The organism is Salinibacter sp. 10B, from assembly GCF_002954405.1.
Classification (GTDB): Bacteria; Bacteroidota; Rhodothermia; order Rhodothermales; family Salinibacteraceae; genus Salinibacter.
The window spans coordinates 131,203-145,354 of record NZ_MQWC01000004.1 but is presented as its reverse complement, the minus strand read 5'-3'; the positions used below and the strand labels follow the sequence as shown (position 1 = coordinate 145,354).

Genomic DNA, 14,152 nt, shown 5'->3' with positions numbered 1-14,152 from the left:
AGTCACGAGGGGCTTTTCCGGGTACGACCGAAGACGCCCCTCTGCGGTGCCCCGTCGATGGAAGGTGACAGCGGTCCGGACACGGCCTCCCCGCCCCTCCCGTACCGAAGCATTCGCCCCGACGGAGAAACCCGAACGACCACCGGCCCCAGTTCCGAATTGCCACTGAGGTCCTCCGAACCGAAGCCCCCTTTTGAGGTTCCTCTCTCCCGCTGCCCCTACCATAAAGACCATCAGGGATTACCGGACCCGTCGGTATACCTCCAAGGAGCCAGAGATCTGGTCTTGAAGCTGCGCCCGTGCCTTGACCGCCTCTTCTTCCGAAGAAAAACGACCAATGACAAGAAGATACTCCCGTTTTTCCGGATCGGATCCCGGTATCAGATCAACGACCCAATCGCCCGTGAGCGTTCGGTTCATCTCCGCCTCCCGAGCCGATGCCGTCCGCGAGACCGTAAATCGCTCAACGAGCAGAGTCCATTGGGTGCTCTGTGCCGGCTCGTCTGGAGGAGCCGTTCGCGCATTCGGATCGGTGGGGGCGGGGAGCGGCTCTCGCTCCGACGACGTGGAGCGCTCGTGGCCTGTTGAGTCCTTCGGGCGGGGACGAACTGCAGCCGAATCGATTGGGGGTGGGGTCCTGGAAGAGGGGCTTGCGTCAGCTGCCGATTCTGACGTAGATGCGCGTGTAGATGCGAGGGTCGTCGAATCCGGAGCGGGCCGAGCCTCTTTCTTGGTGGTGTCTACCACCGAAGAGTCTGTACGCGCGGGGTCGGCAGCAGCGCGCTGCTCCCCAATCATCGAGAGCAAGACCTGTGCTCGTTTGACTTGCGGAGCATTGGCATACTGCTGGGTGAGATAATTCAGAAGCGTCTTGAGCGGGGTGTAGACGCTCCCGGTTTCGGAAACGGCATCTCCCCCTGCTCTCTGTCCCCTCTCAGCCCGTTGAAGGGAATCGGAGCGGGGAGAATGTTGCTGTAACGGCGCCTGCTTTGCGTCTTGTGTCTGGGTAGAGTCCACCGCCCCCTTCCGAAGAGAATCCGGCGTAACGGGAGTCGCTCGTGCATTTTGAGCCGCCCGGCCCGACTCAGGCCGTGCACGGGACGAGCGCGTTTCTGCCCCTTCCGATACCGTCTGCACTGTGGAATCCGGAGTGCGTTCGAGAAGTCCCTCCACATGCCGGTCAAGAAGCGAACGAGGGGCTCGGGTAGAATCGACCTGCGTGCGGCGCCAGTAGATAATTCCCGACGCAAGCAGGGCCCGCGGCGCCGCTTTCGTTTCGGGATAGCGTGCCGCAAGGACAAGCATACTATCAAGCGCCGGCCGCCACTGTCCATTCTGCCACTGTCGGTAGGCATGGGCATAAGCGGTATCGGCCACAGCAGCTCCATTATCAGCCGGTTCTGTGGTGTCCTGGTCAAGACGCTTTCGAGCCCGCGTGGCTAACTGGGTGGTGGGATACTGATCAAGGAGGCGTTGATACGTTTGCTGGGCCGCCGTCGTATCGCCCTGAGCCCGATAGGACTCCGCAAGCGCGTAGAGGGCTCGTTTTGCAACGGGGTGATCCGCGTTTTTCTGAAGAATGCGCCGGTACCAGGTCGCCGCCGAGTCCGGTCGCCCGGCCGCAAGAAAGAGGGCGTTCGCCAATTCATAACGTGCGACGGCCCGATCTGCCTCCATCTGTGCCCGGCTCGACGAATCTCGGGGAATGTCCGCAAGGTCGAGTCCGCCTCCCCCCACCGAGGCGTCTCCCCTTTGAGCCGTCGTACCACCGGCCGATGGGGCTGCCTCGGGTGCGGACGAAGCGACTGCGTCCGAGGGACCGGACGAACGAATCGCGTTTCGACGCCGCCAATTGTCCACCCGGGGCCGATCGCCCCACGTCTCCTGAAACCGCTGGCGTCCCTGCTGCACCCGAGCGGGATCTTGATGAAAGAGAAATCCGGCGTCGGACTGCCGGGTGTCCGCCGCAGGAGTTGTATTGCGCCGCTGTTCGCGCAACGCCTGTCCGCGCTGTTGAAATCGTCGGGTCTGGGCAGCCTCCTGCTGTGCCTCGGCCTGCGCTTCCCGGGCCGCTTGCCGTTCACGACGAAGCTGAGCCACAAAGGCCTGAAATTCGTCGTCGTCCATGCGCCCGATCCGTAGCAGGGAATCCATCCGAGCGACTTCTCGGGCTCGCTCAGCCAGGTCCCGAAAACGGGTGGCTTGCTCATCGGCATCGACAGGAGCCTGGGGCAGTCGTTGAGACTCGGCCTCGCCCTGCCTCCGGCCTCGCTGAAGCCCCGTACTAGCCGTATCGAAGTGCGCCGCCGCTCGGCTGAAATCTTTATAGGCATCCCGGTACAGCGTGGCGAGATCGTAGTGGAGGCGTCCGTTTGCCGTCCCCGATGGCGCCTCCTCTCCGTAGAGAACCGACCGAAGTGCCTTGCGGGCCCGATCGTATCGGCCCTGCGCCCGGTATATGCGGGCCCGCACGAGCGCAATCTCCCCCCGCTGTTCGTAGTTCTTGTCGTCCGACGCCACATCGTCGAGACGATCGAGAGCCGCATCAGGCTCGCCGTGCGTGCCTTGTAGTTCAATCTCACTGAGACGCGCCGCCAGGGCCAGGTTGTAGGACGGGTCGTATTCACGCACGTGCCGGTACGCTGCTCGTGCCGGACGCGGCCGCTGCAGAGTGTCCCACACCTGCCCCAACAAAAAGGCGGCCCGGGCCGCCGGGCCATCCGGTACATCTCCGGCCAATCCTCGCTGCAGCGCTTCCGCCGCTGCCGTCCACTGTTCCTGTTGGACCAGTAGCTCTCCGCGTACCAGGTGCAACTGCGCCGTCCATTCATCATCGGGCTGTCCCGCAGACGCCTCCACCACACGCATCACCTCGTCGGCCGCCGTGTTCTGTTCATTCGTGACGAGCGTCCGAGCAAGCCAAAACCGGGCCTCGCGCCTCCGTTCGGTCTCCAGCGCCATGGCCTCCCGGAATTTCTGCGCGGCACCGATGTAGTTGCTCTGGTAAAAATAGGACTTTCCAATCAAGAGGAGGGCATCGTCCACCCACTTCGAATCAGGATGCTCCCGCAGAACGTCCGCACTCTTTTGGATGGCCTTTTCAAACGGGGAGTCGCTCCCCCCGCCCCTGTTCTGCTGAGACTTCAGAAAGACCGACACATACTCTGTCCGGTCGACCTCGCGCGCCCCTTCTTCAAGGGACTGAACCCCCTCCTCGAAGGCCTGCTCAGCGTTGTGGAACTTGTTGTAATAGGCGCTAAAATTGTCGTAGCGTCGTCCGAGCATGGACGTTTCCCCACACCCGGAGAGTCCAACCAGCAGGAACCCGCAGAGCAACCCCACCGCCCCCCGGAGCGGCACAGCACGAAAGGATCGATGCACGTAACGGCTCATGACAACATAAGCGGAGGGATACCAGACCGGCGGGTCCCCTCAGCATGAAGGGACGTGAAATGGAATGGAAACACCCTCCGCAGGATCCCCACGCGCGCTCCACCTCTCATCGAACGGTTCACTTGATGCGGCTGACGTGAACCGTGTTCGTGCGCCCTCGAGCCGGAAGGGGCATTCCGACCGTCAGTACGACATAATCGCCTGGATCCACGAGTTCGTAATCTCGCAGGACGCTGTGAACCCGGGCAATGCCCTGGTCTGTATCCTGTTGAAAGGGAATGTGGAACGCCTCCGTCCCCCAGAGCACACCGAGCTGGCCCACCACCCGCTCGTCGTCGGTAAAGGCATAGATGGGCATGCTGGGCCGGTGCCGGGCAATGGAGCGCGCGGTGGCGCCAGAATTGGTAAGACAGCACACCGCTTCCGCACCCACCTGCTCGGCCAACCGGCAGGCCGTATAACTCACGCTCTCCGTCACACTCTCACTCTGCTCCAGTCGCCCCGGCGTCATCGCCAGCGACGGACGATTTTCTTTCCAGTGGCCCTCCGCCTTCTGGATAATCTGGTTCATGGCCCGTACCACCCGCACCGGATCATCCCCTACGGCCGTCTCGGCAGAAAGCATGACCGCATCGCTTCCGTCGAGCACGGCATTGGCAACGTCACTGGCCTCGGCCCGCGTCGGACGTGGGTTCTCCACCATACTCTCCAGCATCTGCGTGGCCGTGATGACGGGTTTGGCCGCGGACATACTGGTGCTGATGAGCTTCTTCTGCGTGCTGGGCACCTCTTCCATCGGCATCTCGATGCCAAGGTCGCCCCGGGCCACCATAATCCCATCCACCGCTTCGAGAATATCATCGATGTTTTGGACGGCGTTGGGCTTTTCGATTTTCGCGATCACCCCGATGTTTTTGCCCGCCTCGTCGATGCGCTGGTTCAACGCTTCCACGTCGGCCCGCTCCCGAACGAAAGAGAGTGCGATGAGGTCAACGTCGAGCTGAAGCCCGAACTCCAGATCCTTCAGATCCTTCTCGGTGAGTGAAGGTGTGGAGAGAGGAATGTTCGGCAAGTTGACTCCTTTTCTTGAACGCAGGGCGCCCCCTTCTACGACAGTCGCCTGCAACTCTGAGTCTCGAACCTCAGTGACCTGCAACTCCAACAACCCGTCGTCAATCAATATCCGCCCCCCAACCTCCGCGTCCTGTGGCAGGGACTCGTAGTCGACGTAGATTCGATCGCTCGTGCTCTCCTCCATCGGTTCCGTGGTAATCGTCACCTCCTGCCCTTCCCGGAGCATGACCGATCCGTCCTTCATCTCCCCCACTCGAATTTTGGGGCCTTGCAAATCCTGTAGAATTGTGACCACCCGGCCCTCCTTCTGGGCCGCTTCTCGCACCCGGCGCACACGCTCCTCGTGCTCTTCGTGACTGCCGTGGGAAAAATTCATTCGGGCCACGTCCATGCCCGCCCGCACAAGAGCCTGGATGGTGTCCGGGTCGGAAGAGGTCGGGCCGAGGGTGCAAACGATCTTCGTCCGTCGGTCCATGATCGAGCAACGCTGAACGAAAAAGAAAGTCGATCCACCCGGCAGAGGAGCCCCGTATCTGGGGAATACTCCAGCAACCGCCGTCCAATGTAGGAGAGCGGACGCGGAAATGCATGACGCGGGGCGTGAGGATACCGTGAGCGTGTCAGGCGGGACTGGACGGCCTATCGGGATCTCTCTCAGACGTGCTTTCCTTCCCTCAGCATGAAGGGAGATTTTATGATCTGGCCTAGCTACCGGACAGTTTGCTCAGGGCACTGAAAAATCTTCTCCAACCGTCGCTCCAGACCCAGACCTGGAGCCTAACTGGGCTACGAATTGATAGGCTCCAAATCAAGTTTGGAGCGACGTTAGAAAATTGGAAAATCGTTGGTGTATTTTCAGCAGTTTCGCCCATAAATAACGACTTCGAAGGGAAGATCAGCGGAATCGCCAGGGATTTTTCGGTGCCGACAACCGCGAAATTGAAAAGTGTCCGGTAGGTAGTGATCTGGATTGAATACAGAAGGTCCCGCACGGACCTCGTGACCTCACCAAAATTCCGTGCTTTCGTGAGGGATGCCCCTGATACTGGGGTGTGTCGTCGCTACCCCTTCGTTTTGTCCTTTAGAATCTACCTAGGCCGTTAGCGCGCGCTCTTATTTCTCTCTCCCTTTCCCGCTTCTGAACGTCTAGAGGGCCTGGAGCGATGGTGGTCTTCCTTTCTCTCGGCCGGAGGAAAAACATATGTCATCGACATAGAGCACAACGCGTTCGCAGAATGCGGGCAAAGGCGCCGTCGGAACGACAAGCCGACTCCGCCCCTCCCTCCTGCTAGGGAAGAGCCGTCGGGCCAGAAGCGGAATGATCCTCCCCCGCCACCTTGCGCACAGTGTCATCACTCACGTCGGACCGGCGGATGGCCGACGGGGCCCGGCCCTGCAGGGCACTTGAGATCATAATGAGCTCTCCTACATTCTCGAGAGTCAGCAGTCCTACAAGCTGCCCTCCATCGACGACGGGCACCGTCGTGCAGCTCTCAGCATTCATTCGCTGAAATACTTCATCGAGGGGCGCCCCGGGCTCGGTGGTGAACACTTCTCGGTCTGCAACCTCCTGCACCGGTGTCTCGCGGTCGTGTGACGAGAGGGCCTGAATCAGCTGTTTGCGTCGGAGCAGTCCCACAATTGCTCCATCCTGCACGACGGGAAAGTCGTGGTCCGTGCCCGCCAACAGTTCATCCACAGCATCGTCGAGGGTGTCATCCACAGCAAGGGTCGCAAAGCGCGTCACCATGGCCTGGCGTACGGGAGTTCCCTCCGTAAAGGCCCGATAGATGGCCTGCTGAGACTCCTGTTGGGCTCCGACGTACACGAACAAGGCGATGAAGAGGAGAATTGGATTGAAGGTAAGCAACCCAAACAAGCCAAAGAGAATGGCCATGACCTGCCCCACATTGGCGGCCGTCTGTGTGGCTTTGGCGTAGTCCTGGCGCATGGCCAACAAGGCTCGAAGCACACGCCCCCCATCCATCGGAAAGGCCGGAAGCAGATTAAAGCCCGCAAGGGCAAGATTAATCCACATGAGCGACGCCACCGTGTGCCGGCCAGGCGCGCGAAGCACCTCCGGGTTGAAGGTGCCGTCCAGCACCAGAAGCCCCACGGCCAGAACAGCCGCAATCACGAGATTGACGGCCGGCCCCCCAATCGCAATCCAGAATTCCTTCATTGGCTCGGACGGGATGCGCTGAAGCCGCGCCAATCCGCCAATTGGGTAGAGCGTGATGCTGCGCGTGCCCACCCCGAAGCGCCGAGCGGTAAGAGCATGCCCCAATTCATGAAGCACCACACAGACAAAAACGCCCAGGATGAGTCCCATCCCGGCGAGCGCCGCCCCCACGCTCTGACTCTGGATGTAGTAAAATCCGAAAATGGCGGCAATCAGGAGCAGGAAGGTCCAGTGCAGGAAAATCCCTATTCCAGCAATGGACCCAATGCGAAGAGATCGTTTCATTCGCTTACAACAGTTTTCGGGAGAGAGGACAGGTTCGAACGCAGCGATGTACAGAGGCGTTTCCATCGCCTTACGACCTCCCCCACTCCCCAACGAGGAGTCGCTCCGCACCGGTTACGACAGAACCGATCCCGAAACGTCTTCGTCCCCACCCGGCCTCAAAATCTGTAGCGTGCCCGGAGGCCGACGGGGGTCATCTTGCGGCCGGGCAGATTCAAAGCGAGCCCCTCCCGTTCCCGGAATCGAGCGTTCGACCACAGGGCGTGAACGTCCTGACCGGTACTAGGCGGAATACGCTGCCTTCTCATCGGCAACGGCCCGATCGGTGTGGCCCAGGCTGAGGGGACCGGTTCCCTCCGCAATCACGAGCAGAAGTCCGCCGATGACGGCCACGTTCTTAAGGAAGTGAAGAAGCTGCTGTTGGTCTCCGAGCTCGGTGTGAAATACGAGCGTCGCGACCGTCAGAAATCCCATCAGGGCGAGCACTGCCGAGCGGGCCTTCAGTCCCATCAGCAATGCCAGCCCGCCTACGAGTTCGGTCGCGATTGCGCCGTACAGAAGCACGCCCGTCATGGGCAGTCCGTAGGCCGCCATGTGGGCCTGCGTACCGGCGGGATCGATAATTTTTGGCGGCACTGCCGAGAAAGATGGTCGAAATGAGCAGGCGTCCGATGTCGAGTGAATAGCGTCTCATAGAATTCAGAGATTGACGTTCAAAAAGAAGAATGCGAGTGAGAATCGGACGGAACGCCCCGTCCACAATGTCGACTGACGATTTGACTCACCCCCAAACCGTTCAATGTAAAACTACCCCAATAAAAAATATTACTCTCGTTCTCCAATCGGCGTCCAGGTCCGTCCCTCGGCGCCGTCGTAGCGAGCGACCGGTCGAACCAACCGATTGTTGCGCTTCTGTTCGAGGGCATGGGCCACCCACCCTCCGACCCGCGACACAGCAAAGGTGGGGGAAAAGAGCTCAGCCGGAAAGCCGATGCCGTGAAGCAGGACGGCGGTGTAAAACTCGACGTTAGTTTCAAGCCGTCGATCGGGCTTGCGCTCGGCTAGCAGGCGTGATCCGACCGCCTCCAGTTCGCGGGCCGTCTCAAAGACGTTCTCGCGTCCGGCTCCGGCATAGAATTCCTCTGCGGCCGCAGAAAGAACATCGGCCCGCGGATCTCGGGCCCGGTATACGCGGTGCCCGAACCCCATGAGGCGCTCGCCGGCATCGAGTCGCGCCCGAACGACCTCCTCACAATTTCCGCGGTCGTGGGCTTCTTGTATCATATTGAGAACCGGGCCGGGCGCCCCTCCGTGAAGCGGCCCCTTCAACGCCCCGACGGCCGCGGTGGCCGCAGACACGATGTCGGACTCGGTCGAGACCACCGTTCGCGCCGCAAAGGTTGAAGCATTGAGCCCGTGGTCGATAACGGTATTGAGGTACGTCTCCAAACCACGAACAGCCGATCGGGACGGCTCTTCTCCCCGAAGCATGTAGAGATAATTTGCCGCGTGGCCAAGGGCCGTTCGAGGGGATACCGGATCGGCTCCCTGCCGAAAGCGCCAGTACGCAGCGACGATCGTGGGCATCGCTGCCACGACTCGAAGTGCCTTGGCCTCCGTCGCACTCGGGTCACCGAGATCGGTCGAAAGCGTGACTGCCGCGAGGCCCATCCGGAGCGCATCCATCGCCGGTCGTCCCTCCCTTGCCGCTCGCCGCACCACCGACGCAACCTCGTCCGGGATCGACCGGCGACGCGCGAGATCGGCTTGGAAGTCCCTGAGCTCTTCTGCATTTGGAAGGGAATCGTGCAAAAGCAGATAGAGCTCTTCCTCATAGGTGGCATTCGGAGCAATGTCCTCCACGGGATACCCGCCGATGAGAAGTGCCCCTTCCTCCCCATCAATGGAGCTGAGACGCGTCTGCGCCACGGTCACGTCTTCAAGTCCAAAGGAAGGTCCAGCATCGTTCATAACGTAATGGGGTTGTGAGAGTGAGATCGAAGCCCTAAGCGGCCGTGTCTTCAGTGCTCTATATATAGTTCAATACTAAACTGTTCAATATAAAACTTTTTATTCATGATTACTACATATTATTACCCACAGNNNNGTACGCGCCTTCGCGTCCTTCATCCTCCCGGAATGCCCTCAACCTCACCGGTCTCGGTCCTCTTGAGGACACAGAGACGGGGTCTCGCCTTTTCACGTGGGGCACTTCCTTTCGATCTCGTACGTCGCCCCCGACGTCGGCAGAGGCATGCAGCGTATTGGAACCGGCCCGGGTGTTCAAATGACGTAATTCCAGACGGGAGCCCGATTGCCTTTGAAAAGAACGGCCTCTACATTTGGAATTCGTATCTCTTCTCATTCTCCTCACGGTGTCATGCTCCCTCGTACAACGGCGCGTACCGCCGGCATCGCCTGCGTCCTTCTCACGACTGTGCTCGTTCTGCTTGCCTGGACCCCGGCCTCCCCCCGCGAGGCCCCCCGTGTCGCTTCCGGGCCTCAAGCCGCCGCCGTCCTCCCCTCCCCTACGCCGGAATATGCAGAGAATGGAATGGTCGTCTCGGCCAAGCGCCGGGCGTCCGAGGCTGGCGTCGCAATGCTGGAAAAGGGCGGCAACGCGGTGGATGCCGCCGTGGCCACCGGATTTGCGTTGGCCGTGGTCCATCCCTGGGCCGGCAATATCGGGGGCGGCGGGTTCATGGTGATCCGGATGCCCGACGGGTCGGTGACGACGATTGACCACAGGGAGGATGCGCCCAGTGGGGCCACACAGGACGTGTATCTCGATGAAGAGGGCAACGCCGTGCGTTCGCGAAGCCGGAGGGGCTATCTCGCCTCCGGCGTGCCGGGCACCGTAGCGGGCTTGTTGAAAGCACTGGACAAGTACGGGACGCTCGACCGCGAAACGGTGATGGCTCCGGCCATTCGGCTAGCCCGGGAAGGCTTCGCGCTCCCCCAATCTCTCGCACAGGACCTAAATGAGAGTTACGGGGACTTTGCCGCGTTTCCCGCTACGAAGAAGTACTTCACAAAGGGGGACTCAACGCTGGGGTATCGGCCCGGAGAGCTTTTTGTCCAGGAAGACTTGGCCGAGACGCTCGTGCGTATCCGGAATCAGGGCAAGGCCGGATTTTACGAGGGAAGAACGGCCGAATTGATCGCCGATCAGTTCGCAGCAAACGGCGGCCTCATTGACGAGCAGGACCTGGCCGAGTATGAGGCCGTCGAACGCCCCCCCGTAAGCACCACGTACCGGGGCTACGAGGTGCATTCGATGGGCCCTCCCTCCTCCGGCGGCGTCGCGATTGCCCAACTGCTCAATGCCGCGGAGATGAAGCCGATTGGCCGGATGGGCTTCAATTCCAGCGCTACGGTCCATTATATCGGGGAAACCATGCGGCGCGTTTATGCCGACCGCGCAAAGTGGCTCGGCGACCCGGATCACGTGGAGGTTCCCACGCAGGGGCTCATCCAGAAAGACTACATGCGCGATCGAATGGCGTCCTTCGACTCCCTCCGCATTACTCCCAGCGACTCGGTGAAGGCCGGCGAACCAGCACTCGGGACCGAATCGATGGAGACGAGCCACTACTCGGTGGCCGACAGCAGCGGGATGGCCGTAAGCGTAACGACGACTCTTAACAGCGGCTACGGCTCGAAGGTGGTCATCGACAACGCCGGCTTCTTTATGAACAACGAGATGAACGACTTTGTCTTGAAGCCAGGCGTCCCCAACCTCTACGGCCTCTCGGGTACCAAGCGCAACCTCGTGGCCCCAGGACGCCGCATGGTGTCCTCCATGTCCCCTACCATTGTGGAGGATCCGGACGGACGGCCGTTTATGGTGATCGGAGCCCCCGGCGGGTCCACAATCATAACGACCACCTTTCAGGTCATCCTCAATGTGATCGACCACGGCATGAACATCGAGCGCGCCATAGCGGCGGGGCGCATTCACCATCAGTGGAAGCCCCGGATTCTCAGCTATGAGCAAAACACCCTCCCCCAAGACGTGATCTGGAATCTCCGGGCCCGGGGATGGACAGTTGAAATGGGTGTGTTCGGTGGCATTCCGCGCTGGGGACGTGCACAGGGAATCCGAATCAAACATTCAGAGGATCGTCGGGCCCCATTGCGAACCTTCCATGGCAGTTCGGACCCACGTGGAACCGGCGCAGCCGTAGGATTCTAGGCCCACAATATTTAACTTCTATACCACCCTGGCCTCAACTACTATATTTTTTGGTTACATAGGGACGTTTTCTTGAAAATAACCTCTGCTCTACGTATCGTGGGAATCGGTTCAGCGATTCTTTACAATGCCGTCAAGCGTGAGTCCCCTCGCCCATATTCTCGGATGCTCCCCCTGCTGTCATGACGTTACGCTACTTCTCCACTGTGTTTCTCGCCGGCCTCGCGTGGGTGCTTTTTGCCGGAGGGCTGGCCTTTGCCCAGCAGCCTGCAACCCTCAGCGGAACTGTTGAGGATACAAACGGCAACCCCCTCCCCGGTGCCAACGTCGTCCTCCAGGATACGGACTACGGCACGGCCGCGGGGGCCGACGGATCATATTCGATCGAGGACATCGCCCCCGGCACGTACACTGTGCGCGTGTCGTTCGTCGGGTACGAAGTCATCGAGCAGGAGATCACGCTTAGTGCCGGTGCGAACGTCACCCGCACGTTCACTCTAGCAAGCGCGCCCCTCCAGGGAGAAGAGGTGATCGTGACGGTCGGTTCGCGGTCCCGTAACGTCGCCGCGGAGGACATGGCTGTGCCCGTTGACGTGTACGGAACGGAAGAGCTCCAACTCGCCGGGGCGTTCGAAACGGGGCGCATTCTGCAACAGATCGCGCCGTCGGTCAACTTCCCACAGAATACGCTCTCCGACGGAATGGACGCCCTCCGCTCTTTTACGATGCGTGGCCTGAGTCCCGACCAGACCCTCGTGCTCGTAAACGGGAAGCGACGTCACAAAACGGCGCTGGTCAATCGTCTGGGCGCCGGAGTACAGGGCGGCTCTAGCCCAATTGACCTGAACGCCATTCCGGCCAACGCGATCGAGCGTATGGAGGTGTTGCGCGACGGTGCCTCCTCGCAGTATGGATCCGACGCCATTGCCGGCGTAGTGAACATGCAACTGAAAGATGAGGCCCTCGCCCCAACGGTCGAGACCCGCTTCGGAGGATACGTAACGGACCCTTATGATAACGACGGGACGATGTATAGCGTTCGTCCCTCGTTCGGCGTCGAGCTCGGTGACGAGGGAGGCTTCCTGAACTTCTTCGGCGAATACCGACTGCGAACGCCCACCAACCGGGCCGGCCCCTCCGGAGCGAATCCGAATTTCTCCTTCAACTGGCCCTTCGGCTGCAGTCCGACTCCCTGCGACGAAGTGGCGGACCGGGACGGAGACGGCTTCTATGAGGTCGTGCAGAAGAACCGGACGGTCGACCAACCCAACTTTCACTGGGGGGACGGCCGCTCCGAGAACTTCTTGTTCTGGGCCAACGGAGCCTACCCGGTGGCCAACTATGACGCGGAGCAGCCGACCGAAGTGTATGCCTTCGGTGGATACAGTTACCGGAAGGGGAAAGGGCAAGGCTTCTACCGCGAGGAATTCAGCGGCGACACCTGGACAAACATCTATCCGGAAGGCTTCCTGCCGAACTTTGAGAACCCGATTAACGACTACTCCGTCTCGGTCGGGCTGCGTGGAATGCTGGGCGAGTGGAACTATGACCTGAACCTCCAGCGGGGCCTCAACGACTTCCAGTACAATATAACGAACTCGATCAACGCGAGCTACGGCCCGTTTCTTTCGGGAAACCAGACCGATTTTTACGCCGGGACCGTTCGTCTAGCACAGTCCCATGTGCAACTGGACGTAGACCGTGCCTACGACGTCAGTGCCCTTGCCTCTCCCCTGAACGTGGCGGCCGGCGCCGTCTTCCGCGGCGACACCTACCAGATTGAGTCCGGAGAGGAAATCTCTTGGGCAGGATTTGAGGACCCACCCTGGCAGATCAGTCAGACGGGCGGCCGGCCCGCGGCCGGCGCCCAGGTCTTCCCCGGCTTCCGGCCCTCCCAGGAAGTCGACGAGACGCGCACCAACCTCGGCGTGTACGTAGACCTCGAAGCCAACGTCCTCGATCCCCTGCTCGTCAACGTCGCGGGTCGGTTCGAAAACTACAGCGACTTTGGCTCGACCTTCAACTGGAAGGTGGCCAGCCGTCTTGATGCCACCGACTGGCTGTCGCTTCGCGGCACGGCGCAGACCGGCTTCCGTGCTCCAAACCAGGCGCAGAAGTACTTCTCGAAGGTGTCGACGACCTTCATCGACAACCGGCCGGTGCAGACCGGCCTCTTCCCGGTGAATAGTGATGTCGGAAATGCGTTCGGCATTCCGGACCTCAAGGAGGAAACGTCCTTCAACCTGAGTGGCGGTGTCATCTTTAAGCCGATCCAGCAATTCCAGCTCTCGGTGGATTACTTTAACATCCAGATCGATGACCGAATCATCCTCTCTGAAGACTTAGGAGGGGCCAAGATCCGTGAGATCCTTCGCAACGCCAACACCGGAGCCGCGACCGCCAGCTTCTTCTCGAACGCGATTGACACGCGAACCCGAGGCCTGGACGTAACGTCGAAGTACGCGTTGATCCTCACTGACGGCGTGCAACTCCAGCTCCGCGGAGCCTTCAACTGGACGGATACCGAACTCACCGGCGGCCCTCGAAATCCGAGGCGACTCGGCGAAGAATTCAGTGAGCAGATCTTCCCGCCAGTCAACCGACGCGCACTGACGGAAGGAAGCTCCCCGACCACGACGACGAAGCTCACGGCCCGGCTCGCCACCGAGTCGGTGAATGTGACGCTTCGCGGCTCACGCTACGGCGAACAACTCATTGCCGACGAAGACGGATTTCCGGACGAGTATACGATGGGTCCGGAGTACATCTTCGGGGCCGAGGTTGGTTACAGCCCGCTGCAAAGTGACGAAGTGAACATCGCCGTCGGAGTGGACAACCTCTTCGACGTATATCCGGATCGCGTGCCCGAGGTCAACGATCCGTTCGACGTGATCCTTCCGTACCCTCGGAATTCCCCGTTCGGCTTCAACGGTCGCTTCATCTACAGCCGACTGACGATCTCGCTCTAACAGCACCCCGCTCGTCCCGGCAAGCGGAACCGCCCGCTGCCGGGATCGAGAGAG

At 60.6% G+C, this 14,152-nt stretch carries 7 protein-coding genes; 2 read left to right on the top strand and 5 right to left on the bottom strand.

Features of this window, described 5'->3' with window-relative positions:
* Nucleotides 1-240 precede the first annotated feature (240 nt).
* The 5 genes from BSZ35_RS00875 to BSZ35_RS00855 form a co-directional block, all read right to left on the bottom strand.
* A complete protein-coding gene (locus BSZ35_RS00875) occupies nt 241-3,393 on the bottom strand; it encodes a tetratricopeptide repeat protein (protein WP_105010681.1) in 3,153 nt (1,050 codons plus the stop codon).
* Between the two features lie 118 nt (nt 3,394-3,511).
* Complete coding sequence (pyk, locus tag BSZ35_RS00870; RefSeq protein WP_105010680.1) at nt 3,512-4,942, bottom strand: pyruvate kinase; 1,431 nt, start codon at nt 4,940-4,942, stop codon at nt 3,512-3,514.
* An 813-nt stretch (nt 4,943-5,755) separates the two neighbouring features.
* Nucleotides 5,756-6,934, bottom strand: a complete 1,179-nt coding sequence (locus tag BSZ35_RS00865; RefSeq protein ID WP_105010679.1) for a site-2 protease family protein — start codon at nt 6,932-6,934, stop codon at nt 5,756-5,758.
* 282 nt (nt 6,935-7,216) lie between these two features.
* Nucleotides 7,217-7,570, bottom strand: a complete 354-nt coding sequence (locus BSZ35_RS00860; protein WP_181149123.1) for a DoxX family protein — start codon at nt 7,568-7,570, stop codon at nt 7,217-7,219.
* A 189-nt stretch (nt 7,571-7,759) separates the two neighbouring features.
* Nucleotides 7,760-8,905, bottom strand: coding sequence for a citrate synthase/methylcitrate synthase (locus tag BSZ35_RS00855; RefSeq protein WP_105010677.1), 1,146 nt, complete (start codon nt 8,903-8,905; stop codon nt 7,760-7,762).
* A 409-nt stretch (nt 8,906-9,314) separates the two neighbouring features.
* Between BSZ35_RS00855 and ggt the strand changes: the two genes are divergently transcribed.
* Nucleotides 9,315-11,129 carry a gamma-glutamyltransferase gene (gene ggt, locus BSZ35_RS00850; protein ID WP_105010676.1) on the top strand — a complete coding sequence of 605 codons (1,815 nt, stop codon included), beginning with the start codon at nt 9,315-9,317 and terminating at the stop codon, nt 11,127-11,129.
* 182 nt (nt 11,130-11,311) lie between these two features.
* Complete coding sequence (locus BSZ35_RS00845; RefSeq protein WP_105010675.1) at nt 11,312-14,098, top strand: TonB-dependent receptor; 2,787 nt, start codon at nt 11,312-11,314, stop codon at nt 14,096-14,098.
* Nucleotides 14,099-14,152 lie beyond the last annotated feature (54 nt).